The organism is Mesorhizobium sp. LNHC221B00 (assembly GCF_000502935.1).
Lineage (GTDB): Bacteria > Pseudomonadota > Alphaproteobacteria > Rhizobiales > Rhizobiaceae > Mesorhizobium > Mesorhizobium opportunistum.
On sequence record NZ_AYWR01000012.1, the window covers coordinates 26,983 to 53,739 of the forward strand.

Genomic DNA, 26,757 nt, shown 5'->3' on the forward strand with positions numbered 1-26,757 from the left:
TGGGTTTGCCCTATCTTTAACAAAACGACGTGTTTGCCAGATAGTTTGACGCCGATCATGGAACACAGACCGAAAGACTCTATTTGATGTGCATGATGAAAGCGGCTGAAATGGCGGGCACGCGATGCGGATGAACGGACGCAGCCTGCCAGCGAGCATGCTTTTGTCCATCCGCGACCGTCGGATGCAGAAGGCAAACGCCGCCGCGCACAAGACGACCGGCACCACCGGCACGCTGGTCGCCTCCTACAACGTCCACAAATGCATCGGCGTCGACCGCAAATTCGATCCCGAGCGCACCAGCCGCGTCATCCGCGAAATCGATCCCGATGTCATCGCTTTGCAGGAAGCCGATAATCGTTTCGGCGACCGTGACGGGCTTCTCGACCTGCCCCGGCTCGAACGGGAAACCGGCCTTGTTCCCGTGCCGATTTCGGCCACCGGCAAGGGCCATGGCTGGCATGGCAATGTCCTGCTGTTCAAGAAGGGCGTGGTTCGCGACGTGCATCAGATCAAGCTTCCGGGGCTGGAGCCGCGCGGTGCCGTCGTGGCGGAGATCGAGATGGATGGAAGCCAGACTTTGCGCGTCATCGCCGCTCATCTCGGCCTGTTGCGCCACTCGCGTTCCCAGCAGGCACGTGTCGTGCTCGATCTCATGAACAGCCCGGACGAAAAGCCGACCTTACTGCTTGGCGACCTGAACGAATGGCGGCTCGGCAACCGCTCGGCGCTCAACACGCTGCATGCGACGTTCGGTCCGCAGCCGCCGGCGGTTCCCACCTTCCCGTCAAACCTGCCGCTGCTGGCTCTCGACCGGATCATGACCAATCGGCACGGAATGATCGCGGCGGTGGAGGCGCACGATACGCCGCTTTCGCGCGTTGCCTCCGACCATCTGCCGCTCACGGCGCTTGTTCGCCTTGATCGTATGGCCGCCGCTGATAACGCCATGATGTCTCCGGCGTCGCAAAGCGTGTAGATTTGACAGGGAACGCCCGGTTCTTCCATGAGTTTATAGGTCGAGTTCATACGTTTTGGACAGGCAGGAGGATGGGATGAAAAAACTGATTTTGGCTTCCATGTTGGCATTTGCCGCGACAGCGGCAGTGACTGCACCAACGCGAGCCGCAAGCGTGACTATCCAGTCCGACGACGGCAACCGATATTCATCGGACGATGATTCCGACAGCGGAATTGTTATTCGCCGTCACCACAATCGACATTATGACAACCAGTATGATGACGACCAGAGCGTCCAGTACGACAGTGATAGCGACTACCGGGATCGCGCATACCGGCGCCACCACCGGCACCATCGCTGCCACGTCGAAACGGTCGTGCATTGGCGCCACCACCACAAGGTGGTTGAAGACGTTCGCGTCTGCGGCTGATCTCGTGCGGCGAATGCCATGACGCGCATGGCTGCGGTCTAATTGATGGACATGGCTATGCCGCATTGCACAATTTGACGGCCTTGCCCACAATGCAGGCATGATCCGCCCCGCTCTAGCCGTCCTGGTGATCGATGAAAATCGCATCCGCGCCTCGATAATCGAGGCCGGCCTGCGCGAGGCCGGCCATCAGCAGGTCACCGTCATCCACGATGTCACCGGCATTGCGCGGCGGATCGCCGAGATCGAGCCTGACGTCATCGTCATCGACCTCGAAAACCCCAACCGCGACATGCTGGAAAACATGTTCCAGCTGTCGCGCGCCGTGAAGCGCCCGATCGCCATGTTCGTCGACCGCTCCGACCAGGCCTCGATCGAGGCCGCGGTCGATGCCGGCGTTTCGGCCTATGTCGTCGACGGCCTGCGGCAAGAACGCGTCAAGCCAATCCTCGACATGGCCGTCAGCCGCTTCAACGCCTTCTCGCGCATGGCGCGCGAACTGGAAGAGGCGCGCAGCGAGCTGGAGAGCCGCAAGGTGATCGACCGTGCCAAGGGCATCCTGATGAAGTCGCGCGGGCTGACGGAAGAAGCCGCCTACACGCTGCTGCGCAAGACCGCGATGAACCAGAACCGCAAGATCGGCGACATCGCCCAGAGCCTGGTGACTGCCGCCGGGCTGCTGGGACCGGCGGAGGACGAATGACGATGGGCGCCGAGCACCAGATAACCGCCGGCTTCATGCCGCTTTTCGACAGCGCCGTGCTGGTCGCCGCCGGCGAGCTTGGCTTCGCCAGGCGCGAAGGCATCGACCTGACGCTGCATCGCGAGACCTCCTGGGCCAACATCCGGGACCGCATCGCTATCGGCCACTTCCATCTCGCGCATATGCTGGGACCGATGCCGCTCGCCTGCAATCTCGGGCTGACGCCGCTCGCTTCCGAGACCATCGTGCCGTTCTCGCTTGGGCTCGGCGGCAATTGCGTCACCATCTCCAACGCGGTGTGGGAGGGCATGGCGGCGCACGGCGCGGCGCCCGATCTCGATCCGGCGCGCGCGGGTGCGGCACTTGGCGCGCTTATCCGCGAACGCGCGGCCGCTGGCCACGATCCGCTGCGCTTTGCAGTCGTGCACCCGCATTCGGGGCATAATTACGAACTGCGCTACTGGCTGGCCGCTTGCGGCATCGATCCCCAGCGCGAGATCGAGATCGTCATCGTGCCGCCGCCCTTCATGGCCGACGCGCTGGCCGCGGGCCGCATCGACGGCTATTGCGTCGGCGAGCCTTGGAACAGTGCCGCGGTGGCGGCCGGCACCGGCCATATCGTCACCGTCAAGGCGCTGTTGTGGCGCAACAGCCCGGAGAAGGTGGTCGGGGTGCGCAAAGCCTGGGCCGAGCAGTCCCCCGAAGCCCTGGCGGCGCTCTTGCGCGCACTGCATCATTCGGCGCGCTGGTGCCAGGATCCGGCGAACCGCACCGAACTGGCCGATGTGATGGCCAAAGCTGGTTTCCTCGGCCTGCCGCCGGCTGTCCAGATGCCGATCCTCACCGGCCATCTCCAGTTGGGTGGCGGGGCGGACCTGGATATCGAAGACTTCTTCGTGCCCTTCGACAAGGCGGCGAACTTCCCGTGGAAGAGCCATGCCTTGTGGTTCTACACGCAGATGGTGCGCTGGGGGCATGTCGCGCACACGCCTGACAATCTCGCCATTGCCCGCGACTGCTACCGTCCCGACCTCTACCGTTCGGCGCTGAAGCCGCTGGGCGTGGCGCTGCCGGGCGCCAATTCGAAGGTCGAGGGCGCGCTCAAGGCCGCAACCGCGGTCGGCGCGACCGGGGCGGGCCTGGTGCTTGGCCCCGACGGTTTCTTTGACGGCCAGATCTTCGATCCGGACCAGATCGAAGCGTATGTCGAGAAGCAGAAATCGGCCCGCGCGAAAGCTTGATCGTTTCCTCGCCATTCTTGTGCATTGCACAAAAATTGTGCGCGCGATTGCTCTACTGAACAATCTTTGGTCTGCTCGCCATAGCGCCTGACGCGTCGACGACCGGCGTTTATCAATGATTTCATTGATATTTTTCCCTCACCGTCAAACTGGCACGGTTCCTGCTTTGAAATAATCAGGCCCTTCGCGGGTCACGGAACAGCGTCCAATGGCGGGCGCTACGGGCAAAGCTGCCGCTCAGGTCAAGACGCGATCCGGATTCCCGGACGCGACGACCTGGCCGGCGGCTTTTTTGTTTTTGGGTCAATCGACGGCGCGGATCGCGTTCAACCGGAGACGACGATGAAGAAGACAATGAAGAAATTAATCGGCACCGGCACATCGCTCGGGGATGTGACACGTCGTGATTTTCTGGTCAGCAGCGCGATGACGGCCGGCCTGTTCATGGCCGCCCGCAAGCTCTTTCCGTCCGGCGCCCATGCCGCTACCTCCGCCCCGGAAGTCACTGGCGCCAAGCTCGGCTTCATCGCGCTGACCGATGCCGCACCGCTGATAGTCGCCAAGGAGAAGGGGCTGTTCGCGAAATTCGGCATGCCCGATGTCGAGGTGCTGAAACAGGCCTCGTGGGGCGCGACGCGCGACAATCTGATGCTCGGCGGCGCCGCCAACGGCATCGACGGCGCCCATATACTGACGCCGCTGCCCTATCTCATGCACACCGGCAAGGTGACCCAGAACAACCAGCCGATGCCGATGGCGATCGTGGCGCGGCTCAACTACGACTGCCAGGGCATTTCGGTGGCGCAAGAATATGCCGCCACCGGCGTCGGCCTCGATGCCTCGAAGCTGAAGGACGTCTTCGCGGCCAAGAAGGCGGCCGGCAAGGACATCAAGGCCGCCATGACCTTCCCGGGCGGCACCCATGATTTATGGCTGCGCTACTGGCTCGCCGCCGGCGGCATAGATCCCGACAAGGATGTCTCGACCATCGTCGTGCCGCCGCCGCAGATGGTGGCCAACATGAAGGTCGGCAACATGGACGTGTTCTGCGTCGGCGAGCCGTGGAACGAGCAACTCGTCCACCAGGGCGTCGGCTTCACCGCCGCCACGACGGGCGAGTTGTGGAAGGGCCATCCGGAAAAGGCGCTCGGCCTGCGCGCCGAGTTCATCGACAAGTACCCGAACGCCACCAAGGCGATCCTGATGGCCGTCATGGAAGCCCAGCAATGGTGCGAGGCCACGGAGAACAAGGACGAGATGGCCACCATCATCGGCAAACGGCAATGGATGAACGTGCCGGTCGCCGACATCATCGGCCGCCTCAAGGGCGACATCAACTACGGCAATGGCCGCGTCGCCACCGGCACCGATCTCTACATGAAGTTCTGGAAGGGCGGCGTCTCCTATCCCTTCAAGAGCCATGACAGCTGGTTCCTCGCCGAGAACATACGCTGGGGCAAATTCGGGCCGACCACTGACATCAAGGCACTGGTCGACCAGGTCAACCGCGAGGATCTGTGGCGCGAGGCGGCCAAGGATCTCGGCATTNTCTCGGCATTGCCACCGCCGACATCCCGGCGTCCTCCTCGCGCGGTGTCGAGACCTTCTTCGACGGCAAAGTCTTCGATCCGGCCAACCCGTCAGCCTATCTCGACAGCCTCAAGATCAAGGCTTCGGCCTGACCAGCGCAAACGGCGCGTTGCGCCGTTGTCGTCCCCAGCGCAACGGCACCGTTCGTGCCGTCGCACTGGCCCTCACCATCTGCCCACGGAGTTTTTCCCAGACATGTCTATCCAGACGATCGAGGACACCAAGGTGAAGGCCTTTCCCGCCAAGCCGGCCGAAGTCATCGCCTTCACGGTCAAGGCACGACGCCGCTTCGATCCGGTCGCGATCGTCGGAAAGCTGGCGAGCACGCTGGTGCCGCCGGTCGTCGTCATCGCTTTGATGCTCGTCGTCTGGCAAATCGCCTGCTCGTCGCCGACATCGAGCCTGCCGCCGCCCAGCCAAGTGTGGAACGAGGCCTACGACCTCATCGCGCATCCGTTCTTCAACAACGGCCCGCAGGATATCGGGCTGGCCTGGCGGGTGCTGATCTCGCTGCAGCGTGTTGCCATCGGCTTCGGCATGGCGGCGGTCGTCGGCGTTGCACTTGGCGCGCTGGTCGGCCAGTCGATCTGGGCGATGCGCGGCCTCGATCCGGTGTTCCAGATCCTGCGCACCGTGCCGCCGCTCGCCTGGCTGCCGCTGTCGCTGGCCGCGTTCCGCGATTCCAGCCCGTCGGCGCTGTTCGTCATCTTCATCACCTCGATCTGGCCGATCATCATCAACACCGCCGTCGGCGTGCGCAACATCCCGCAGGATTACCGCAACGTCGCCCGCATCCTGCGGCTCAACCCGCTCGAATTCTTCATCAAGATCATGGTGCCGGCCGCGGCACCCTACATCTTCACCGGCCTCAGGATCGGCATCGGCCTGTCGTGGCTCGCCATCGTGGCCGCCGAAATGCTGACGGGCGGCGTCGGCATCGGCTTCTTCATCTGGGACGCGTGGAACTCGTCGCGGCTGCCCGACATCATCGTCGCGCTCGCCTATATCGGCGTCACCGGCTTCTGCCTCGACCGTCTGGTCGCCGCGGTCGGCGTCTTCGTCACCCGCGGCACGACGGCAAAGTGAGGAGAGCGTGATGACCGCCTACCTGAAACTCGACCATATCGACAAATCCTTCGCCCGCGGCGGCCAGGTCAGCGAGGTCCTGAAGGACATCCGGCTGACCATCGACAAGGGCGAATTCGTCTCCATCATCGGTCACTCAGGCTGTGGCAAGTCGACCTTGCTCAACCTGATCGCCGGGCTGACCACGGTGTCCGCTGGCGCCGTGCTGCTCGAGAACAAGGAGGTCGACAGCCCCGGACCCGAGCGCGCCGTGGTGTTCCAGAACCACAGCCTTTTGCCGTGGCTGACGGTCTATGAGAACATCAACCTGGCGGTGTCGAAAGTCTTTGGCCGTTCCAAGAGCAAGGCCGAGCGGCATGACTGGATCATGCGCAATCTCGACCTCGTGCAGATGGCGCATGCAAGGGACAAGCGGCCGGCGGAGATCTCGGGCGGCATGAAGCAGCGCGTCGGCATCGCGCGCGCGCTGGCCATGGAGCCGAAGATCCTGCTGCTCGACGAGCCGTTCGGCGCGCTCGACGCGTTGACGCGCGCCCATCTGCAGGACGCGGTGATGGACATCCATTCCAGGCTCGGCTCGACGACGATCATGATCACCCATGATGTCGATGAGGCGGTGCTGCTCTCCGACCGCATCGTCATGATGACCAACGGCCCGGCCGCGACCATCGGCGAGGTTCTTCCCGTGCCGCTGGCCCGCCCCCGCCGGCGCATCGAACTCGCCTCGGATCGCACCTTCCTGCGCTGCCGCGAGGCGGTGCTGAAATTCCTCTACGAACGCCACCGCTTCGTCGAAGCCGCGGAGTAGACCAATGACCGAAAAACTCGTCATCATCGGCAACGGCATGGCCCCTGGGCGCATGCTGGAGCACCTGTTGGAGCAGGCCCCGGGCCGCTATCAGGTCACCATCTTCAACGCCGAGCCCAGGGTGAACTACGATCGCATCATGCTGTCGCCGGTGCTGTCCGGCGAAAAGGCGTATGAGGAAATCATCATCCACGGCGATGGCTGGTACATCGCCAACGACATCACGCTGTACAAGGGCCACAAGATCGTCGCCATCGACCGGACGACCAAGACCGTCACCTCGGACCACGGCGTCACCGAACCCTACGACAAACTGGTCATCGCCACCGGCTCGGTGCCGTTCATCATCCCGGTCCCGGGCCACAATCTGCCCGGCGTGCTGACCTATCGCGACCTCGACGACGTCCAGGCGATGATGCTTGCCGCCCAGTCCAGGTCCAAGGCCGTGGTTATCGGCGGCGGCCTGCTTGGGCTCGAGGCCGCGGCCGGCCTGAGTGCGCAGGGCATGGATGTCACCGTGCTGCACGTCATGCCGACGCTGATGGAGCGCCAGCTCGATCCGGCCGCCGGCTATCTCCTGCAGCGCGCGGTCGAAGAACGCGGCATTAAGGTCGTCACCAAAGCCAATACACAGGCAATCACCGGCAACGGCAAGGTCGAGCAAGTCGAACTCGCCGACGGCACCGTCATCCCGGCGACTTTGGTGGTGATGGCGGTCGGCATCCGGCCCAATGCGGCGCTGGCCAAGGAGGCGGGCATTGCCGTCAATCGCGGCATCGTCGTCGACGCCGGCATGCGCAGCAACGACCCCGACATCTTCGCGCTCGGTGAATGCGCCGAGGTCAACGGCATGGTCTATGGGCTGGTGGCGCCTCTCTACGAGATGGCGCGCGTTGCCGCGAGCCAGCTCGCCGGCGACGAGGCCGCCGCCTTCGTCCACATGGACACGCCAACCAAGCTCAAGGTTACGGGCATTGACCTGTTCTCGCTCGGCGATTTCGCCGAAGGCGAGGATCGCCAGGAGATCGTGCTGCGCGATGCGGCGGCCGGCGTCTACAAGCGGCTCGTGCTCAAGGACGACCGCATCATCGGCACCGTGCTCTATGGCGAGACGGCGGACGGCGCCTGGTTCAACGACCTTAAGAAGAAACAGACCGACATATCGCAAATGCGCGATACGTTGATCTTCGGCCAGTCCTACCAGGGGGGTGCCCCGCTGGACCCTATGGCGGCCGTTGCAGCCTTGCCGGATGATGCGGAAATCTGCGGCTGCAACGGCGTCTGCAAGGGCAAGATCACCAGTACGATCACAGCCAAGGGCCTGACCTCCCTCGACGACGTCAGGGCTCACACCAAGGCGTCGGCCTCCTGCGGCTCCTGCACCGGGCTGGTCGAGAAGCTGATGGTGCTGACCATCGGCGACAACTACAACCCGGCCGCCGTACAGCCGATGTGCGGCTGCACCACGCTCGGCCATGACGAGGTGCGCCGGCTGATCAAGGCCAAGGGGCTGAAGACCATTCCCGCCGTCATGCAGGAACTGGAGTGGACGACCTCCTGCGGCTGCGCCAAATGCCGGCCCGCGCTCAACTACTACCTCGTCTGCGATTGGCCGGACGAGTACGCCGACGACTATCAATCGCGTTTCATTAACGAGCGCGTCCACGCCAACATCCAGAAGGACGGCACCTATTCGGTGGTGCCGCGCATGTGGGGCGGCGTGACCAATGCGGCCGAGCTGCGCGCCATCGCCGATGTCGTCGACAAGTTCGAGATCCCGATGGTCAAGGTCACTGGCGGCCAGCGCATCGACATGCTGGGCATCCGCAAGGAGGACCTGCCGGCGGTGTGGGCCGATCTCGGCCAGGCCGGCTTCGTTTCCGGCCACGCCTACGCCAAGGGCCTGCGCACGGTGAAGACCTGCGTCGGTTCCGACTGGTGCCGCTTCGGCACGCAGGATTCGACGGGGCTCGGCATTCGCATCGAGAAATTCATGTGGGGCTCGTGGACCCCGGCCAAGGTCAAGATGGCGGTGTCGGGCTGCCCCCGCAACTGCGCCGAGGCGACCTGCAAGGATGTCGGCGTCATCTGCGTCGACAGTGGCTACGAGATCCATTTCGCCGGTGCCGCCGGCCTCGACATCAAGGGCACCGAAGTGCTCGGCCTCGTGAAGACGGAAGACGAGGCGCTGGAGCATATCGTGGCGCTGACGCAGATGTACCGCGAGCAGGGCCGCTATCTCGAGCGCATCTACAAATGGGCCAAGCGCATCGGCATCCCCGAGATCAAGCGCCAGATCATGGACGATGCGGACAAGCGCAAGGCCTATTACAAGCGCTTTGTCTTCTCGCAGAAATTCGCCCAGGTCGATCCGTGGTCGGAGCGCGTTTCGGGTAAGGACAAGCACGAATTCCGGCCGATGGCTTCGGTCGGGTTTGCCGAGGCGGCGGAGTGATGGAGATGTTTGCGCGAGGCGCCCCCCTCTGGCCTGCCGGCCATCTCCCCCGCAAGGGGGGAGATCGGATGTCGTTTCGGTTTTCGCCAATCTCCAAAGCCGGCAGCTGGATGCCACCGTCGAAGCTGCCAATCTCCCCACTTGAGGGGGAGATGTCGGGCAGGACAGAGGGGGGCGCCTGGGCATTTACACATCAAGCAGAGCCGGGAGCGCCCACATGAACTGGATCGCAATAGGCACCCTTTCCGACATCCCGCGCCGTGGCGCGCGCTGCGTTGCCACGCCTGAAGGCAAGGTCGCTGTCTTCCGCACCGCCGACGACCAGGTCTATGCCATCGATGACCATTGCCCGCACAAAGGCGGGCCGCTTAGCCAGGGCATCGTCCATGGCGCCGCGGTGACCTGCCCTCTGCACAATTGGGTGATCTCGCTGGAGACGGGCAAGGCGCTCGGCGCCGACGAGGGCGCGGTCCGCACCATCCCGGTGAAACGGGAAGGCGAACATCTGTTCATCGCGCTGGAAGCGCTGGCCAGCCGCGCGGCCTGAACATGGACATTGAAGCAGCGCGCGAGGTGAGGACCACCTGCCCCTATTGCGGGGTAGGCTGCGGCGTGCTGGCGAAGGTTGCCGCGGACGGGCAAGTGTCCGTCCGCGGCGACCCCGACCATCCCGCGAATTTCGGCAGGCTCTGTTCGAAAGGTTCGGCTTTGGCCGAAACCATCGACCTCGACGGCAGGCTGCTTCATCCTGAAATCCACGGCAGCCGCGCCGGCTGGGACGAGGCGCTCGACCTTGTCGCGTCGACCTTCTCGCAAACCATCGCCGAGCACGGACCGGATGCGGTCGCCTTCTACGTCTCCGGCCAGTTGCTGACCGAGGACTATTACCTCGCCAACAAGCTGATGAAGGGTTTTGTCGGCTCGGCCAACATCGACACCAATTCGCGGCTCTGCATGGCCTCGTCGGTCGCCGGCCACCGCCGCGCCTTCGGCTCCGACACCGTGCCGGGGAACTACGACGATCTCGAGCTTGCCGACCTGATCGTGCTGGTCGGCTCCAACCTCGCCTGGTGCCATCCCGTCCTCTACCAGCGCATCGCCGCGGCCCGCGAAAAGCGGCCGGACATGAAGATCGTGCTGGTCGACCCGCGCCGCACCATGACATCGGACATTGCCGACATGCACCTGGCGATCGCGCCGGACGGCGACGTCGCCTTGTTCACCGGTCTGCTCGCCTGGCTCGGCCAGCACAATGCGCTGGACCGCGGCTATATCACCGCGCACACCACCGGCTTCGGACAAGCGCTTTTCGCCGCCTCGGCGCTCGATCTGGCGGGCGTTGCCGCAGCGACGGGCCTCGGCGAAGACGAGCTTGTCCGTTTCTACAGCCTGTTTGCCGCGACCGCCAAGACGGTGACCGTCTACAGCCAGGGCGTGAACCAGTCGTCCTCCGGCACCGACAAAGTCAACGCCATCATCAACTGTCATCTCGCCACCGGCCGCATCGGCAGGCCGGGCGCCGGACCATTTTCGGTGACCGGCCAGCCCAACGCCATGGGCGGCCGCGAGGTCGGCGGCATGGCCAACATGCTCGCCGCCCATATGGAGATCGAGAACCCCGAACACCGTGACCGCGTGCGGCGCTTCTGGAATGCACCTGCTGTCGCGCAAAAGCCTGGCCTGAAGGCGGTCGAGATGTTTCAAGGCGTGGCCGACGGGCGCATCAAGGCGCTGTGGATCATAGCCACCAACCCGGTCGATTCGATGCCGGACGCCGATGCCGTCGAGGCCGCGATCAAGGCCTGCCCGTTCGTCGTGGTCTCCGACGTGCTGGTGAGCACCGACACCGTCCGCCACGCCCATGTCCGGCTGCCGGCCGCCGCCTGGGGCGAGAAGGACGGCACTGTCACCAATTCCGAGCGCCGCATCTCGCGCCAGCGCGCGTTTCTCAGCCTGCCCGGCGAAGCGCGGCCCGACTGGTGGATCATTGCCGAGGTGGCGCGTCGGATGGGATTTGGCGAAGCGTTTGCGCATGAGACGCCGGCGGCGGTTTTTGGCGAGCATGCCGCGCTGTCGGGCTTCGAGAACGATGGCGCGCGGGATTTCGATATTGGTGCTTATGGGGGTGTCGATGCGGAGGAATACGACGCGCTGGCGCCTTTCCAATGGCCAGCGCCGAGCCCAGGCACCCCCCTCTGGCCTGCCGGCCATCTCCCCCGCAAGGGGGGAGATCACCTATTGTCGCGGCCTTCGCCAATCACCAGCGACGCAGGAAACCTGCCGGCGTCGAAGCTGCCAATCTCCCCCCTTGCGGGGGAGATGGCCGGCAGGCCAGAGGGGGGTGTTCAAGCTGAGCTTAAACCAGAGGGTGAAAGCACCCGCTTCTTCGCCAACGGCAATTTCTATACCCCCGACCGCAAGGCGCGCTTCATCGCCATCCGCGCCACCACGGAAATCCGCACCACACCTGACTTCCCACTCGTCCTCAACACCGGCCGGATCCGCGACCATTGGCACACGATGACGCGCACCGGCAAAAGCCCGCGTCTGTCCCAGCACATCGCCGAGCCCTTCGTCGAAATCCATCCGGCGGATGCAGAACACCATGGCATTGGCGATGCCGACATCGTGCGCATCTCCAGCCCGCGTGGCGAAGTGTTCGCGCGTGCGCTGATCACGGCCCGCCAGCGCCGTGGCAGCCTGTTCGCGCCGATGCACTGGACCGATCAGTTCGCCGCCAAAGGGCGGCTCGACACGCTTACCGCGCCGCTCACCGATCCAATCTCAGGCCAGCCGGCGCTGAAACACGTCGCGGCCCATATCGAGAAATTTGCGGCCAGGGCCTTTGGTTTCGCGGTGACGCGGCAACATCCCCAGGCAATTGCCGCTCCCTATTGGGCGACAGCCCGCTGCAAGGGTGGGTGGCGGGTCGAGCTTGCTTTCGCCGAGGCCGAGGTCGATTGGACGGGCTTTGCCCGGTCACTGTTTGGTGTGGAGCCGCGAGCAGAAATGCTTGCCTATCACGACCGCGAGGCCGGCCAGCATCGCATTGCCGCTTTCGATTGCGAGCACCTTGTCGGCGCCTTGTTCGTCGCGCCCGGTCCGGTCGCGGTGTCGCGCGGCTGGGCGGCTGAACAGTTGGAAACATCCCACGCCGGCCAGCGCGAACGCTTCCGCATCGTCGCCGGTCGTGCCGGCGCCGAACGGCCCGATGCCGGCGCGACGGTCTGCTCCTGCTTCAGCGTCGGCGTCAACCAGATCGTGACGGCCGCGGCGGCCGGCTGCACGACCGTCGAGGCCATCGGCGATGCGCTGAAGGCCGGCACCAATTGCGGCTCCTGCCGGTCCGAGATCCGCGCCATCATCCTGGCCAACCGCGTCCAGGCCGCGGAATGAGCTGCGTCCAGGGCGAACGGATCAGCCATGTTCCACGCGCCGGCGGCCCGCCAAAAACAAGCAGGCCGTCGGCGTTTTTGCCAACCACGATCTTTTTTCGATAATCCACTCGGTCACTCGCATATCGGAAGTGGAGCGCGGCAAAGCTTCGCCGCCGGGCGATGTCTTATCGCTCGTCAGACCATGGCTGGTCTGCACTCATGTCCGAAAGGCGTGCCCCGCCGCTCGGAATGACGCGGAAACCATGCCTGGCCCTCATGAAGGTCAATTAAACGAGCGGCCGTTCGGCTGACTATTATTGGAAGGGTTTTCCAAGCCCTAGCAATCAGTTAGCGGACTGGACCATGACCCATCGCCGTAGCTCCATGCTTGGTTGGCCCAGTTCTCCGCAATTGGTACGTCTGGACACAAGTGTTGAAGACTGGAAAATGGGAAACGTAACTTCGCCATGCGAGTTTGATTCAAGCATCAGGAGACCAGCGCTGAATCTGGAAGACATAGCCCGACATCCGGCCCTGCACCGCTACGTTCAAGAACAGTCGAAGGCGCTGATCCGAATCTATGAGGAGAGCCCACGGCTGGCGTCCATTTTTGCCACGCAGCAGCGCTGGCTGTTGGGTCATGTCGGCCTGGCCATGCACTTCAGGCGCGACCCGAACGACCGCCGCAAGGACCTGACCGTATCGCGCTTCATCGAGGTCGTGCACAAGAACGAGGTAGCCAGCCGCAACACTGCGGACGCCTTCATCAAGGAGATGCTGCACTACAACATCGCCGAGTATGTGGCGGGTGGGGATGGCCGCACCCATCCCCTGCAACCGACGGCGGCCACCATCGAGAGATTCACCGGCTGGGTGATCGCCCATCTACGCACGCTTGACTATATCGATGGGGGCGACCGGCTGGCCAGATACCTGGACCGGCCCGACATGCTTGCCACGCTGCAGCCTCTGGTGGCTGACGGCCTGCTTGCCTCGAAGCCGGTGCGCGAACCCAACCAGACCTTTTCCCTGTTCATCTGGCTCAACAATGGCGGCATCGTCATGGATTGGCTAATGTCAGGCATCGATCCCGATCATGCCGACCTGGAGCGGATTCCGACCAGCGTGGTTGCGATCGGCGACTTCGCCAAATGGCTCAAGCTGTCGCGGACCCATCTCGGCCGCAAACTGCGCACTGCCGAGGAACTCGGCAGCATCGGCTGGCTCGGCCAGCGAGGCCATTCGGTGATGTGGGTATCACACGGATTCTACGAGGAATACATGACCGTCCAGGCCGCCAAGTTGGCCGTCGTCGACGATGCCTTCAAAGCTTGCTTCCCGCCATCGCAAGCCGGCACCTGAGAGGCGCCGCGCGAGAGGGACGCGGTCAAGCTGGCCATCATCGCCAACGCCTTGCCAAAGCCCGTGTCGATTGATGCTCGCCGAGCACACTGACACGGGCCTTGGTCGGCGATCTCAATCGATGTCGAACGAGACGCCCTGGGCAAGCGGCAGCGCCTTCGAATAGTTCACCGTATTGGTGGCGCGCCGCATATAGGCCTTCCACGCATCGGAGCCGCTCTCGCGGCCGCCGCCGGTTTCCTTTTCGCCGCCAAACGCGCCGCCGATCTCGGCCCCCGACGTGCCGATATTGACGTTGGCGATGCCGCAGTCCGAACCGTCGACGCCGAGGAAACGCTCGGATTCCTGCAGGTCGCGGGTGAAGATCGACGACGACAGGCCGGCGCCAACCGCGTTGTGCTCGTCGAGCACGGTATCGAAATCCGAATATTTCATCACATAAAGGATCGGCGCGAAGGTCTCTTCCGTCACCGGCGAAACCTGTTTCGGCATCTCGACCAGCGCCGGGTGCACGTAGTAGGCGTCCGGATGGCCGTTCTCGACCCGCGCGCCGCCGGTCACCTTGCCGCCATGCGACATCGCTTCCTTCAAGGCCTTCTGCATGTTGTCGAAGGCAGCCTTGTCGATCAGCGGCCCGACCAGCGAAGAGGTCTCCAGCGGGTTGCCGACCGAAACACTTTCGTATGCCTTCTTCAGACGTGGAACCAGGGCGTCATAGACGCTGTCATGCACGAACAAGCGCCGCAGCGTCGTGCAACGCTGACCAGCGGTGCCCATCGCTCCAAAGGCAATCGCGCGCAGCGCCACGTCGAGGTCCGCCGTCGGGCAGACGATACCGGCATTGTTGCCGCCGAGCTCCAGCACGGCGCGCGCGAAGCGCTTGGCCAGGCGCGGCCCGACGTCCCTGCCCATGCGGGTCGAGCCGGTGGCCGAAACCAGCGGCACCTTGGGATGGTCGACCAGGATCTCGCCGACCGCACGATCGCCGATCAGCACCGGCGCCAGGCCCTGCGGCGCGTCCGCGCCGAAGCGCTTGACGGCGCGTTTGAAGATCGCCTCGCAGGCAAGTGCGGTCAGCGGCGTCTTCTCCGACGGCTTCCACACCACCGCGTCGCCGCAGACCAGCGCCAGCGCTGCGTTCCACGACCACACCGCGACCGGGAAGTTGAAGGCCGAAATGACGCCGACGACGCCAAGCGGATGCCAGGTTTCCATCATCCGGTGGCCTGGACGCTCGGTGGCGATGGTCAGGCCGTACAATTGCCGGGACAGACCGACGGCGAAATCGCAGATGTCGATCATCTCCTGCACTTCGCCGAGGCCCTCGGACGGAATTTTGCCGACCTCGATCGACACCAACCGGCCGAGCTCGGCCTTATGCGCACGCAGTTCCTCGCCAAGCAGGCGCACCAGTTCGCCGCGCTTCGGACCCGGAACCAGCCGCCAGGATTGGAATGCCTTGTGCGCGGCATCGATGGTATTGGCCGCCTCAGTCGGCGAGATGGTCTTCAGCGCCGCGATCTCCTCGCCCGTCACCGGGCTGCGCACGATCAGGTCGCCGCCAACAAGCGCGTCCTTGGCGACACCCAGTTTCGCCAGAAGTTCGGCCGTTTCCTTCGCTATCGTCATTTTTGTCCCTTTCAGATCCCGTCGCTCAGATGGCTTCGGTCAGAGCTTCGCGCCACGTTCCCGCGTGCCGGCTGGCATCTCGGGCACAGTCATGGCGTGGCATTACGCGTTTCAGGGGGAAATCGCCACCCCGGCATGGTCCAAGCCCAACCTGCACGATTGAGCCAGGCAGACGGAGCTTAGTTGGCCTTTTTTGCCGGCGCGCGCACGGCGCCGTCCTTCATCAAGCGGTCGATATGCATGCGGATATGGGCCGCTTCGGCCGCCGTATTGGCAAGCGCGATGGCGCGGTCGAAAGCGATGCGCGCCTCGTCGCCCCGGTCGAGCTGCATCAACAGCCCGCCCTTGAGGCCGAAGAAGTGGAAATAGCCGGAAAGCCTCGGCTCCAGCGGTTCGATCATGGCAAGGGCTGCTTCCGGGCCGCTCACCTTGGAGACCGCAACCGCGCGGTTGAGCGTCACCACCGGCGATGGCTGCATTTGTTCGAGCAGGCCGTAAAGCAGGTCGATCTCCACCCAGTCGGTATCCTCGGCCTTCGTAGCCCGGGCGTGCAGCGCCGCGATTGCCGCTTGCACCTGATAGGGACCGGGCTTGCGATGGCGCAACGCCTTGTCGACCAGCGCCAGCCCTTCGTCGATCATCTTGCGGCTCCACAGGCCGCGATCCTGGTCCTCGAGCAGCACGATCTCGCCGTCTTGGTCGAAACGGGCCGGCGCCCGCGCATGCTGCAGCAAAAGCAGCGCTGTCAGCCCCATGATCTCCGGTTCGGTCTGGAACAGCCTGAGCAGCAGCCGGGCCAGCCGGATTGCCTCCTCGCAGAGCGGCGCACGGGCCGGCGCCTCGCCGCTGTTGGTCGAATAGCCTTCGTTGAAGATCAGGTAGACCATGGCCGCCACCGCAGCCAGCCTTTCCGAGCGCTCGACAGCGCCCGGCGTCTCGAACGGCACGCCGGCGTCCGCGATGCGCGCCTTGGCGCGGGTGATGCGTTGTTCCATGGCGCTTTCGCCGACCAGGAAGGCGCGCGCGATCTGCTTGACGGTGAGGCCGGAGACGATGCGCAGCGCGACGGCGATCTGCTGTGTCGCGGGCAAATCAGGGTGGCAGCAGATGAACAGCAGCCGCAGGATGTCGTCGCGGTAATGCGCGCCGTCCAGCCGCTCGGCGATATCGCTTTCGGCATCCTCCAGATCGGAGATCTGGTCCTCTTCCGGCATCGGCGCTTGCTTGGCGCGCTTGCGCACCGCGTCGATGCCGCTGTTGCGGCCGACGAAGATCAGCCAGGCCGCCGGGTCGCGCGGTGGCCCGTTCTGCGGCCAGTTCTTCAACGCCCTGAGGCAGGCATCCTGGAAAGCTTCCTCCGCGGTGTCGAGATCGCGGAAATAGCGCAGCAGCGCGCCCATCGCCTGCGGGCGGGCGGCGCTGATCGCGGAGCTGATCCAGGCAAGTTCGGTCATACGGCAACCTTGGTGGGATTGAAAATGGAGACCGGCCGGATCTCGTAGGAACCGCCGCTCGGGTTGACCTCGGAGAGTTCGCGCGCGAATTCGACCGCCTCGTCGAGATCGGCGCAATCAAGCGTGTAGAAGCCGAGGAACTGTTCCTTGGTCTCGGCGAACGGCCCGTCGATGACGACCGATTCGCCCTTGACCTTCCGCAGCGTCGTCGCCGCCGTCGTCGGCAAAAGCCGCGCCACCGGGCCGAGCCGGCCGGCATTGGCGTACTTCTGCTGAACGTCGAGGAGATCGGTCATGACCTTGTCGTCCTGCTCCTTGCTCCAGGAGCAGACGACGTCTTCGGAGGCATAGCAGAGGATGGCATAAAGCATGGGCGGTCCTTTTCTGTATCAAAGGACGAAACAGTAAGGCCGATCCCGACATGACGTCGATAAAAAAATCCGACGGCTTTGGATTTGGCGCCGCCGGCAACCGCAATCAACCTTCATGTGCCCTCAACCATCTCAGCACGAGCGCTTCCTCCTCGTCGAGACCGTCGATGGAACGCTTGCGCCTGTTGGCTTCGGCCATTTCGGCAAGCAGGCGCCCCTGTGACCAGGCTTCGAAGACCTGCGGGTGGATATAGCATTTTCGGCAGACGGCGCGGGTGTTGCCCAACCGCTCGGCCACCTTGTCGATGACGCTGTTCATCACCCGCTTTTGCTGTGCCTGGCTTTCGGGCAATTCCGTCTGCGCAAACAGCGACGCGGCATGGATGGTGCCGCCCCATGTGCGGAAATGCTTCGAGCTGAACGCATCGCCGGCAGCGCCCCTGATATAGCGGTTGACATCGTCGGAGCGGACCGGACGCCTGTTGCCCTCCTCGTCGAGATACTGGAACAGCTTCTGGCCCGGCAGATCCTGCGCACCGCGCACGATGCCGGCGATGCGGCGGTCGACCAGCTTCAGTTTCCATTCCTTGCCGGATTTGCCCTTGAACGCAAAGCGCAGGCTCGATCCCTTGATGTCGACATGGCGGTCTCGCAACGTCGTCAGGCCGAAGCTCTTGTTGTCGCGGGCATAGGCGGCATTGCCGACGCGGATCATCGTGTTGTCCAGCAACCAGACGATAGCGGCAACGACACGCTCGAACGGCAGGCCGTGACGGCGCAGGTCGCTGTCTATGGTGCGCCGCAGCTCCGGCAGGCTTTCGGCGAAGGCGACGAGGCTCGAATATTTGGCGCTGTCGCGTTCTTCGGCCCATTGCGGATGATAGCGATACTGCTTGCGCCCCCGCTGATCCCTTCCGGTCGCCTGGATATGCCCGTTCGCGTCGGGCGAAATCCAGACATCCGTCCAGGCCGGCGGGATGACGATCGCCTCGATACGCGCCCTCGCGGCATTCGAGACCGGTCGTCCGTCAGGTCCCTTGTAGGAAAATCCCTTGCCTGCCTTCAGCCGGCGAATACCGGGCTCGGCATCGCTGACATAGGTCAGCGCGGCGTGTTCGGCCGAGGTTTGCGCCCCGTTTTTCGGCACAGCGCCGCTGTCGGCCGACGTGCCGCGCGATAATCCGGATCTCTGCAGCATGACCGCTCCACGCCAAATATCCGTAGATAAGCCGTTGGCTGACCGCTGGTTCCACCGCCGGCCGCAAAGTCGATGGCAACCGACATCCGTCGGCCGGCGAGATGTGGGGAATCCAGAGCAATTCCAGGAAAAGTATGAAACGGTTTCCCGGAAAAGCGCAGCGCTTTCCCTTTGGGAATTGCGTCAAAAAAAAGAGTTAGAGGGCGCTTTGCAGCTCTATCCGTGGTGCCGACAGACGGCATCGCACGGCGAGCTTCAGCCTGTAGCGCAGGCAGCGCCAGGCTTCCGACCGCCGCTTCGGCGCGGCCGCGGCTACCGCCAGGAACCGCGCGGCGGTGTCGAGGTCGCCGCGTGCATAGTGGACGCGCGCGATCTTGAGGGCGACAAGCCCCTCCCTGGTCTTCAGCGCCGAGACCGGGATGCTGCAATCGGTGAGTTTGCGCAATTCATGGCGCCACTCCAGGAAGCGCCGCACCGGGTTGATCGCGAAACGATCGTCGGAACGGGCCGGCGAAACCTCATAGACCATGACGGGCTGCGGAATCATGGCCAGCGACGCCTTGCTCATCAGCCGCGCCCAGAACAGCGTGTCCTCGTCATAGGCAAGGCTGACCGGAAACCGTGTTTCGCCGATCAGGCGCCGGGATGCCAGCACGCTGCCCACGGCCACCGAACGTATATCGCCTTTGACATAGGCCGAAGCGTTTGCGAGGCAGGCGTCCTGATAGCCGTTCGGCACCTTGATCTGCCGGTCCTGGCCATTCACGCGTCGGCGGTAGGCGCCAACGATCATGTCGGCTTTCGGCTGGCTCTGCGCCTGCCGCAGCAGCGCGCGCAATCCACCTTGAAGATGCAGGTCGTCGGCGTCGATCAGATACACCCAGGGATGGAGCGCCTGCGCCAGCGCCCCGTTGCGGGCGCCACCGGCATCGCGGCAGTCGGCCGGCAACACGCGTAGCGGCAGCGACAATTGTGCCGCCGCCTGCCGTGCGACCGCCGCCGTGTCGTCCGTCGATGCGTCGTCGACCAGCAGGACCTCGCCGATGACCTCCGCCTCGCCTCGCAGCGACGCCAACGTTGTCCCAATGGTAGCCGACGCGTTGTGGGCAGGAATGACGACGCTGACCGCTTTCAATTACAAAATCCCGCGCCTGCGCGCTCTAGCAGTATAATGGCTGTCCCCTCGAAACGAACATAGAATAGCGGCCCCTTCGACGTTTGAGAAGCCGCTTCATCCACCCGCATTTGCAGCGACAGGGTGCGCCTCCTGTTTCGGTCCGCCTCATGCCTTTTCGAGGGCGACCGGAATGACGTCGACAGCCTGCTCACCGACCTGCCCGCCGGTGGTCTTCAACACACCAACGATCGGTGCCACGTCCGAATAATCGCGGCCGAAGCCGACCGTGATATGGTCGTTGCTGGCCCGCATGCCGTTGGTCGGGTCGAACTCCTGCCAGCCGGCGTCGCGCCCGCACCACACCTTGACCCAGGCGTGCATGGCATCGGCGCCTTCCAGCCGTGGCTTCCCCTTCGGCGGAATGGTGCGCAGGAAGCCGCTGACATAGCCGGCCGGAATGCCGAGCCCACGCAAACCGGCGATCATGATGTGCGAAAAATCCTGGCAGACCCCACGTTTCAGCTTGAAAGCATCGCTGGCCCGGGTCCGCACCGTCGTCGCCTCGCCATCATAGGTGAAGTCGCGATGGATGCGCTCGCACAGGGTCATCGCCGTGCCGGCGGCCGAGTTGCCGACGCTGTCCTGCGCATAGGCGGTGATCGCCGCATCGATGCCCGCGTGGCTGCTGGCAGTCAGAAAGTGATGCGGCGAGGCAGACGCCAACGACCGCACCGCGGCGAGTTCCTGCCTGAGCCGGCCGATATCGGGCGACACATCGAGCCCCGGCTCGGGCCTCGACACCGAAACGCGCGCGCTCATCCTGATGTCGAGCGCGTCATGCGCATCGCGAAAGGCGATCGAGGTAACACTGTTGCCGAAGAAGTCCGAGAAATCCGACCGTTCATTGGGCGCCGGCGCAAAGGACAGGGATGCCGCGATGACGCGCTGCACGCCGGAAATCGTCGACGGCAGAACGCGGATCTGATGGCGGCCGCCGCCGGCCGCGGCTGCGTAGTCGTAATGGAGATGAAGCCTGATGTCGTAAAGCATGCCCTACTTTTCTTGTCTTGGCCCGGGTTCCTGTCGCAAAACCGGGCGATCCGGGCTTAGCCGAAATAAGCCTTGGAGAGGCTGCTGTAGAGGCCGCCTATCTCGCTGGCGAGATCGTCCAGAGCCTTTGCCGTCATGTCCGACGGCTCCTTGATGGCGATGGCCGTGTTGAGTTGCAGGATCTCCTTCGCCGCCGGCGACATATGCCCCTCGCCGCCAACCGAGGGCAACAGGCCGATCTCGGCCTTCAGCCTTTCGAGCTGGAACAGGATAGAGCGCGGATTGAGCGGGTCGAGCGCCAGAAGATCGATCACCGTGCGACGGCCTGCCTGCACCGGATATTGCCGCCGATGGGTCATGACGCTGTCGCCGATCTCCAGCATCATGTCGAGCGCCCCGTCCGGCGCCTTGGTGCTGGTCAGCCGGGCGAGCGTGCGGGCGATCTGGATGCCGCGCTCCAGCCGCCGGCCGATCTCGAGGAAGCGCCAGCCCGCGAACCGGTACATGTTCTCGTGCAGCAGGCCGGAAAAGCCGGCGAGCTTGCGCAGGATGACGGTCATGGCCCGCGTCGCGTCATCGCCCGGCGCCACCGTCGTTGCGAACTGATGAATAGTCTTCGACAGGTCCTTGAGCGCCAGCCAGCCATCCGGCGAGAAGCGGTCGCGGATCTGGCCCGCGCTGTAGACGGCGCTGTCCAGCGTACCGATCAGTCCCGACGGTATAGCCGTTTCGACGTCGATGCCGAACGGTTCGAGATAATCCCTGACGTCGGCCAGCAGCGGCATGTCCGCATCGGACGTCTCGGCGAGCCGCACATGATAGGCGCGCAGGATGCGCACCGTGTCTTCCGAGCGTTCGATGTAGCGGCCGAGCCAGGTCAGGTTTTCCGCCGCGCGGCTGGGCAGGCTCCCTGGCCTTGTGCGGTTGAAACTGTCGCCCTCCTGCGGCAGCAGCGTTTCGCGCTCCACCGGCCGGTCGCTGACCACCCAGACGTCGGCCGCCTGGCCGCCGCGCTGCATGGCGATCGCCGTCGGGTCGAGCGACAGGCCAACGCGGGCAAAACCGCCCGGCATCACCGTCCAGCCCTCGGGCGTGCGCGCCAGATAGACGCGCAGGCTCGCTGGCCGCGGCTCCAGCCAACCGCCGACATAGACCGGTGTCGTCGAAAGCGTCACCGCTTCCTGGCCGACGAAGGCGCCGCCCTCGCGTTCGATGTGCGCCACCAGCTCCGCCCGCTCTCCGGCCGACAGCGCCGAGCCGAGCTTGGTCTGGCCGTCATCCTCGAAGGCAAGCCTCGTCGATAGTGCCGGGCCGATCACCATGCGGTCGATATTGGCCAGCACATGCGCGCGTTCGGATTGTTGCCCGCACCACCATGTCGCCACGCTGGGCAACTTGAGTTCCTCCCCGCGCAGCTCGCGCGCGATCTTGGGCAGGAAGCCGAGCAGCGCCCGCGTTTCCATCAGCCCCGAACCCAGCGCATTGACCGTCGCAACCGCACCCTTGCGGATCGCCTCGACCAGCCCCGGCGTCCCGATCTGCGAATCCGATCTCAGTTCCAGCGGATCGGCGAAAGCGGCATCGAGCCGTCGCCATAACACGCTGATCGGCATCAGGCCCGACACGGTGCGGACCATCAGCCGGCCGCCGGAAACGGTCAGGTCCTCGCCTTCGAGCAGCATGATGCCGAGGTAGCGGGCGATATAGGCGTGCTCGTAATAGGTTTCGTTGAGCGGCCCCGGCGTCAGGATGGCGACGCGGCCGTCGGTTTCCTTGGCCATGCCGATCAGCGCATCGCGGAAGCGACGGAAGAAACCCGCGAGCCGGTGCACATGCATCTCGCCATAGATGTCGGACAGTGCGCGCGTGGTGGCGACGCGGTTCTCCAGCGCGAAACCGGCGCCGGACGGCGCCTGCGTGCGGTCGCCCAGCACCCACCACCTTCCGTCTGGTCCACGGCCAAGCTCGAAGGCGCAGAAATGCAGGAAATGGCCGCCGGCCGGCCTGGTGCCGACCACCGGCCGCAAATATTCCGGGCTGGCGGCAATCAGCCCCGCCGGCAGAATGCCCTTTTCGACAAGCCGGTTCGGCCCATAGATGTCGGCGATGGTTTCCTCGAACAACTCGGCGCGCTGGACGAGGCCAGCGCTGATGTCGGCCCATTCGGCGTCTTCGATGAGCAGCGGCACATGCGCCAGCGGCCATTCGCGTTCATTGGCCCCGGCCTTGTCATAGACGCGGTAGTAGACGCCGGCATCGCGCAGATACTGGTCGGCGCGGGCGAAGCGCTGGCCGAGCCTTTCGGCGCCGAGTTCGTCGAGCGCCTCGATGAAATGCTTCCAGACCGGGCGGGGATTGCCCGACGCATCGACCATCTCGTCGACGACGCCGTCAATCGGCTGGTAGTGCTCCAGCAGGCTGTGGGTCTGCGGCTTGCCGCGTACCCTTCTGTGATTCCCCTTTGCCATCGCTGATCAGAGTCTTGCCGGCCGCCGAAGGTCAAGGGTCATCGGGAAATCTTCCGCCGGTTGTTCCTCGCGCAGCACATAGCCCGATGGCGTGTGGCCGCGCGGTTCGAAGCGGGCGAGCCGCCGTGCCTCGGCCTCGTTGCCGTTGACCGGGAAGGTGTCGTAATTGCGCCCACCGGGATGCGCGACGTGGTAGACGCAACCGCCAACCGCCCGGCCGGACCAGCGGTCATAGATGTCGAACACCAGCGGCGTGTTGACCGGCAGCGCCGGATGAAGGCCGGAGGCCGGCTGCCAGGCCTTGAAGCGGACGCCCGCCACCGCGACCTCGCGGTTGTCGGTAACCTTCATTGGCACGATGCGGCCATTGCAGACGATCGCATGACGCTCGGGATTGAGACCCTCGGTCTTGACCTGCAGCCGCTCGACCGAGGAATCGACGAAGCGCACGGTGCCGCCGATGGCCCCCTGCTCGCCCATCACGTGCCACGGCTCCAGCGCCTGCCGCAGCTCCAGCTTGATGCCAGCATGCTGGACCTCGCCGCAGAAGGGAAAGCGGAATTCGAGCTGGGCGTCGAACCATTCCGGGCGGAATTTGAAGCCATTGAGGTTGAGGTCGTCCAGCACATCGAGAAAATCCGCCCAGACATGATGCGGCAGCATGAAACGGTCATGCAGCGAGGTGCCCCAGCGCACGAAGCGCCCGTCGAGCGGGTTTTTCCACGCGCGAGCAATGATCGCCCTGACCAGCAATTGCTGTGCCAGCGACATACGCGCGTTGGGCGGCATCTCGAAGCCGCGGAATTCGACCAGCCCAAGACGCCCAGTCGGACCGTCCGGTGAAAACAGCTTGTCGATGCAGATTTCCGAGCGGTGCGTGTTGCCGGTGACGTCGGTCAACAAATTGCGGAACAGCCGGTCGACCAGCCACGGCAGAGGTGCAGAGCCGGTATTCGGATGCGGCACCTGCGCCATGGCGATCTCGAGTTCGTAGAGCGAATCGTGACGCGCTTCATCGAAGCGCGGCGCCTGGCTGGTCGGTCCGATGAACAGGCCGGAGAACAGGTAGGACAGCGAGGGATGCCGCTGCCATTGCAGCACCAGGCTCTTCAGCAGATCGGGCCGGCGCAGGAACGGGCTGTCATTGGGCGTCGCACCGCCGACCACCACATGGTTGCCGCCGCCGGTGCCGGTGTGCCGGCCATCGATCATGAACTTGTCGGCGCCAAGCCGCGTCAGCCGCGCCTCCTCGTAGATCGCCGTTGTCGTCGCCACGCAGTCCTGCCAATTGGCGGCCGGATGGATGTTGACCTCGATGACGCCGGGATCGGGTGCCACGCGGATGACGTTGAGGCGCGGATCATGTGGCGGGCCATAGCCCTCGATATGCACGGGAAGGCCAATCGCCTTTGCTGCATTCTCGGCCGCGGCGACCAGTTCGAGATAGTCCTCCAGCGCCTCGACCGGCGGCATGAAGACGCATAGCCGTCCATCGCGCGGCTCGACCGAGAGTGCCGTGCGCACGGCGCCGCCGATCTCGGTGATTTCCTGCTCGACCCGGTCCTGCTGGCCGGTGGCGGCCGTGAATGAAGCCGCCTGCTGGCGCCGCGCCATCTCGTCGGCGCCTTCAAGCTCGGCTGGCGCGGGCCCTGGCAGCATGGCTTCACGCGCGGGCAACGGGCCGCGCGGCAGCGACGGGTCCACCGGTACGATGTAAGGGAATTGCGCAGGCGGCACATAAGGCAGCGTGCCGAGCGGCAGCCGATAGCCGACCGGTGAATCGCCTGGCACCAGGAACAGCCGGCCGCGCCGCGTCGTCCATTTTTCGGACCGCCAGCGAGGGTCCGACGCCTGGCTGTTCCACCGCTGCACCGGCAGCACATAGCCCGACGGCTTGGTCAGCCCGCGCTCGAACACCCTGGCCATGCGGCTGCGTTCTTCCGGGTCTTCCAGCTTGGAGTTCGACGGATCGACATTCTCCGGCAGCTTGCCTTCCTTGATCAGCCACTCGGCCGGATCCTCATAGGCCTCGCTGACCATGGACGTGTCGATGCCAAGCTCACCGGCGATCGCCGTCAGCAGGTTTTCCGCCTGCTGCGGGCCAACATTGTCGGCCGCGCTCTTTTCGTGCGCGATCAGCGACGGGTCGCTCCATACCGGCTGACCGTCGGTGCGCCAGTAGAGTGAAAAGGTCCAGCGCGGCAGGCTTTCGCCGGGATACCATTTGCCCTGGCCATAATGCAGGAAGCCGCCAGGCGCGAAGCGTTCGCGCAGCCTTCGGATCAGCGCATCGGCCTTTTCGCGCTTGGTCGGCCCGACGGCGGCGGTGTTCCACTCGGCGGATTCAAAATCGTCGATCGACACAAAGGTCGGTTCGCCGCCCATGGTCAGCCGCACGTCCGCGGCCGTCAGTACGGCATCGACCTTGTTGCCGAGCGCGTCGAGCGCCTGCCAGCTTTCGTCGGAGAACGGCTTGGTGATGCGCGGATGCTCGGCGATGCGATCGACCCGCATCTCGAAGCCGAACTCGACATTGGCGAAGCTCGCCATGCCGGAAATCGGTGCCGCATTGCGGAAATGCGGCGTTGCCGCCAACGGCACATGGCTCTCGCCGGTGAGCAGGCCCGAGGTCGGATCGAAGCCGATCCAGCCGGCGCCCGGAAGATAGACCTCGCACCAGGCGTGCAGGTCTGTGAAATCGACGGATGTACCGGCTGGACCGTCGAGCGCAACGAGATCAGGCTTGAGCTGGATCAGATAGCCGGAGACGAAGCGCGCGGCGATGCCGAGATTGCGCAGGATCTGCACCAGCAGCCAGCTCGAATCCCGGCACGATCCCTTGGCCGCGGCCAGCGTCTCCTCCGGCGAGAACACGCCGGTTTCCATGCGCACGATATAGGCGATCTCGCGCTGCAGCCTGGCATTGAGATCGACGAGGAAATTGACCGTATTCTCCGCGCTGCGGTCGATGGTCTTCAGGAAGGCTGAGAGCAGCGGTCCCGCTGGCTCCGGCGCGCGGTAGATGGCGAGGTCGTCGCGGATCTCTTCCGGATATTCGAACGGAAACGTCTCGGCCGACGGCTCGACGAAGAAATCGAAGGGATTGTAGACCGTCATGTCGGCGACGAGATCGACCTCGATCTTGAGCTCCGTCACCGGTTCCGGAAACACGAAGCGAGCGAGGAAGTTGCCGTAGGGATCCTGCTGCAGGTTGACGAAGTGGTTCGCCGGCTCGACCTTCAGCGAGTGACTCAGCACCTTGGTGCGGGAATGCGGCGCCGGCTGAAGCCTGATGATTTGAGGACCGAGCACCACCGGCCGGTCGTATTTGTAATGGGTCAGGTGATAGACGGCTGCCAGAATTGCCATAGGGCCCCGGAATTCAGCGTTTCAAACGAACGCTAGACCCTGACACATCAGGCGGCCATTCTCCAAGCAGAGATGTTGCGGTGCACCT

The 26,757-nt window shown here is 64.5% G+C and carries 18 protein-coding genes and 1 pseudogene; 11 read left to right on the top strand and 8 right to left on the bottom strand.

What is annotated here, in order from left to right:
* Positions 1-124: 124 nt before the first annotated feature.
* The 11 genes and pseudogenes from X741_RS150470 to X741_RS150430 all read left to right on the top strand — a co-directional run bounded on the left by X741_RS150470 (position 125) and on the right by X741_RS150430 (position 14,013).
* Positions 125-979 carry an endonuclease/exonuclease/phosphatase family protein gene (locus X741_RS150470; protein ID WP_023778433.1) on the top strand — a complete coding sequence of 285 codons (855 nt, stop codon included), beginning with the start codon at positions 125-127 and terminating at the stop codon, positions 977-979.
* Positions 980-1,055: 76 nt separating this feature from the next.
* The gene (locus X741_RS1000000168645; protein WP_084018670.1) at positions 1,056-1,391 is read left to right on the top strand and encodes a hypothetical protein; all 336 of its coding nucleotides are present in this window, start codon (positions 1,056-1,058) and stop codon (positions 1,389-1,391) included.
* A gap of 100 nt (positions 1,392-1,491) precedes the next feature.
* The gene (locus X741_RS150465; RefSeq protein WP_013893260.1) at positions 1,492-2,094 is read left to right on the top strand and encodes an ANTAR domain-containing response regulator; all 603 of its coding nucleotides are present in this window, start codon (positions 1,492-1,494) and stop codon (positions 2,092-2,094) included.
* A 2-nt stretch (positions 2,095-2,096) separates the two neighbouring features.
* Positions 2,097-3,335, top strand: coding sequence for a CmpA/NrtA family ABC transporter substrate-binding protein (locus X741_RS150460; RefSeq protein ID WP_031250180.1), 1,239 nt, complete (start codon positions 2,097-2,099; stop codon positions 3,333-3,335).
* Between the two features lie 354 nt (positions 3,336-3,689).
* Positions 3,690-5,017: pseudogene (locus tag X741_RS01000000166845) on the top strand (CmpA/NrtA family ABC transporter substrate-binding protein).
* A 265-nt stretch (positions 5,018-5,282) separates the two neighbouring features.
* Positions 5,283-6,011, top strand: a complete 729-nt coding sequence (gene ntrB / locus X741_RS150455) for a nitrate ABC transporter permease (protein ID WP_245272739.1) — start codon at positions 5,283-5,285, stop codon at positions 6,009-6,011.
* A 10-nt stretch (positions 6,012-6,021) separates the two neighbouring features.
* Complete coding sequence (locus tag X741_RS150450) at positions 6,022-6,819, top strand: ABC transporter ATP-binding protein (RefSeq protein ID WP_013893256.1); 798 nt, start codon at positions 6,022-6,024, stop codon at positions 6,817-6,819.
* A gap of 4 nt (positions 6,820-6,823) precedes the next feature.
* A complete protein-coding gene (gene nirB, locus X741_RS150445; protein ID WP_023778437.1) occupies positions 6,824-9,274 on the top strand; it encodes a nitrite reductase large subunit NirB in 2,451 nt (816 codons plus the stop codon).
* A gap of 217 nt (positions 9,275-9,491) precedes the next feature.
* Entirely contained in the window at positions 9,492-9,821 is a 330-nt protein-coding gene (gene nirD, locus X741_RS150440) for a nitrite reductase small subunit NirD (protein WP_013893254.1), read from the top strand.
* 2 nt (positions 9,822-9,823) lie between these two features.
* Positions 9,824-12,670: a nitrate reductase gene (locus X741_RS150435; protein WP_023778438.1), complete on the top strand. Its 2,847-nt coding sequence runs from the start codon at positions 9,824-9,826 to the stop codon at positions 12,668-12,670.
* Between the two features lie 428 nt (positions 12,671-13,098).
* The gene (locus X741_RS150430) at positions 13,099-14,013 is read left to right on the top strand and encodes a hypothetical protein (RefSeq protein WP_023778439.1); all 915 of its coding nucleotides are present in this window, start codon (positions 13,099-13,101) and stop codon (positions 14,011-14,013) included.
* 114 nt (positions 14,014-14,127) lie between these two features.
* Here X741_RS150430 and X741_RS150425 read toward each other — a convergent pair whose 3' ends face one another.
* The 8 genes from X741_RS150425 to X741_RS150390 all read right to left on the bottom strand — a co-directional run bounded on the left by X741_RS150425 (position 14,128) and on the right by X741_RS150390 (position 26,669).
* Positions 14,128-15,642 carry an aldehyde dehydrogenase family protein gene (locus X741_RS150425; protein ID WP_023778440.1) on the bottom strand — a complete coding sequence of 505 codons (1,515 nt, stop codon included), beginning with the start codon at positions 15,640-15,642 and terminating at the stop codon, positions 14,128-14,130.
* A gap of 179 nt (positions 15,643-15,821) precedes the next feature.
* Complete coding sequence (locus X741_RS150420) at positions 15,822-17,096, bottom strand: RNA polymerase sigma factor (protein ID WP_023778441.1); 1,275 nt, start codon at positions 17,094-17,096, stop codon at positions 15,822-15,824.
* Positions 17,093-17,467, bottom strand: a complete 375-nt coding sequence (locus tag X741_RS150415; RefSeq protein WP_023765714.1) for a YciI family protein — start codon at positions 17,465-17,467, stop codon at positions 17,093-17,095. Before X741_RS150415 ends, X741_RS150420 begins: the two co-directional genes overlap by 4 nt.
* Positions 17,468-17,573: 106 nt before the next feature.
* Positions 17,574-18,665: a DNA topoisomerase IB gene (locus X741_RS150410; protein WP_023778442.1), complete on the bottom strand. Its 1,092-nt coding sequence runs from the start codon at positions 18,663-18,665 to the stop codon at positions 17,574-17,576.
* A gap of 196 nt (positions 18,666-18,861) precedes the next feature.
* Entirely contained in the window at positions 18,862-19,800 is a 939-nt protein-coding gene (locus X741_RS150405; RefSeq protein WP_023765716.1) for a glycosyltransferase family A protein, read from the bottom strand.
* A 147-nt stretch (positions 19,801-19,947) separates the two neighbouring features.
* Positions 19,948-20,832 carry a transglutaminase family protein gene (locus X741_RS150400; protein ID WP_023765717.1) on the bottom strand — a complete coding sequence of 295 codons (885 nt, stop codon included), beginning with the start codon at positions 20,830-20,832 and terminating at the stop codon, positions 19,948-19,950.
* A 56-nt stretch (positions 20,833-20,888) separates the two neighbouring features.
* Positions 20,889-23,300: a circularly permuted type 2 ATP-grasp protein gene (locus X741_RS150395; RefSeq protein WP_023778443.1), complete on the bottom strand. Its 2,412-nt coding sequence runs from the start codon at positions 23,298-23,300 to the stop codon at positions 20,889-20,891.
* A gap of 6 nt (positions 23,301-23,306) precedes the next feature.
* Positions 23,307-26,669: a transglutaminase family protein gene (locus X741_RS150390; RefSeq protein ID WP_023778444.1), complete on the bottom strand. Its 3,363-nt coding sequence runs from the start codon at positions 26,667-26,669 to the stop codon at positions 23,307-23,309.
* Positions 26,670-26,757: the final 88 nt, after the last annotated feature.

Coding starts and splice junctions, on each gene's coding strand:
- X741_RS150470 (WP_023778433.1), top strand. CDS start 125: ATGCGGATGAACGGACGCAGCCTGCCAGCGAGCATGCTTTTGTCCATC.
- X741_RS1000000168645 (WP_084018670.1), top strand. CDS start 1,056: ATGAAAAAACTGATTTTGGCTTCCATGTTGGCATTTGCCGCGACAGCG.
- X741_RS150465 (WP_013893260.1), top strand. CDS start 1,492: ATGATCCGCCCCGCTCTAGCCGTCCTGGTGATCGATGAAAATCGCATC.
- X741_RS150460 (WP_031250180.1), top strand. CDS start 2,097: ATGGGCGCCGAGCACCAGATAACCGCCGGCTTCATGCCGCTTTTCGAC.
- ntrB (WP_245272739.1), top strand. CDS start 5,283: ATGCTCGTCGTCTGGCAAATCGCCTGCTCGTCGCCGACATCGAGCCTG.
- X741_RS150450 (WP_013893256.1), top strand. CDS start 6,022: ATGACCGCCTACCTGAAACTCGACCATATCGACAAATCCTTCGCCCGC.
- nirB (WP_023778437.1), top strand. CDS start 6,824: ATGACCGAAAAACTCGTCATCATCGGCAACGGCATGGCCCCTGGGCGC.
- nirD (WP_013893254.1), top strand. CDS start 9,492: ATGAACTGGATCGCAATAGGCACCCTTTCCGACATCCCGCGCCGTGGC.
- X741_RS150435 (WP_023778438.1), top strand. CDS start 9,824: ATGGACATTGAAGCAGCGCGCGAGGTGAGGACCACCTGCCCCTATTGC.
- X741_RS150430 (WP_023778439.1), top strand. CDS start 13,099: ATGGGAAACGTAACTTCGCCATGCGAGTTTGATTCAAGCATCAGGAGA.
- X741_RS150425 (WP_023778440.1), bottom strand. CDS start 15,642: ATGACGATAGCGAAGGAAACGGCCGAACTTCTGGCGAAACTGGGTGTC.
- X741_RS150420 (WP_023778441.1), bottom strand. CDS start 17,096: ATGACCGAACTTGCCTGGATCAGCTCCGCGATCAGCGCCGCCCGCCCG.
- X741_RS150415 (WP_023765714.1), bottom strand. CDS start 17,467: ATGCTTTATGCCATCCTCTGCTATGCCTCCGAAGACGTCGTCTGCTCC.
- X741_RS150410 (WP_023778442.1), bottom strand. CDS start 18,665: ATGCTGCAGAGATCCGGATTATCGCGCGGCACGTCGGCCGACAGCGGC.
- X741_RS150400 (WP_023765717.1), bottom strand. CDS start 20,832: ATGCTTTACGACATCAGGCTTCATCTCCATTACGACTACGCAGCCGCG.
- X741_RS150395 (WP_023778443.1), bottom strand. CDS start 23,300: ATGGCAAAGGGGAATCACAGAAGGGTACGCGGCAAGCCGCAGACCCAC.
- X741_RS150390 (WP_023778444.1), bottom strand. CDS start 26,669: ATGGCAATTCTGGCAGCCGTCTATCACCTGACCCATTACAAATACGAC.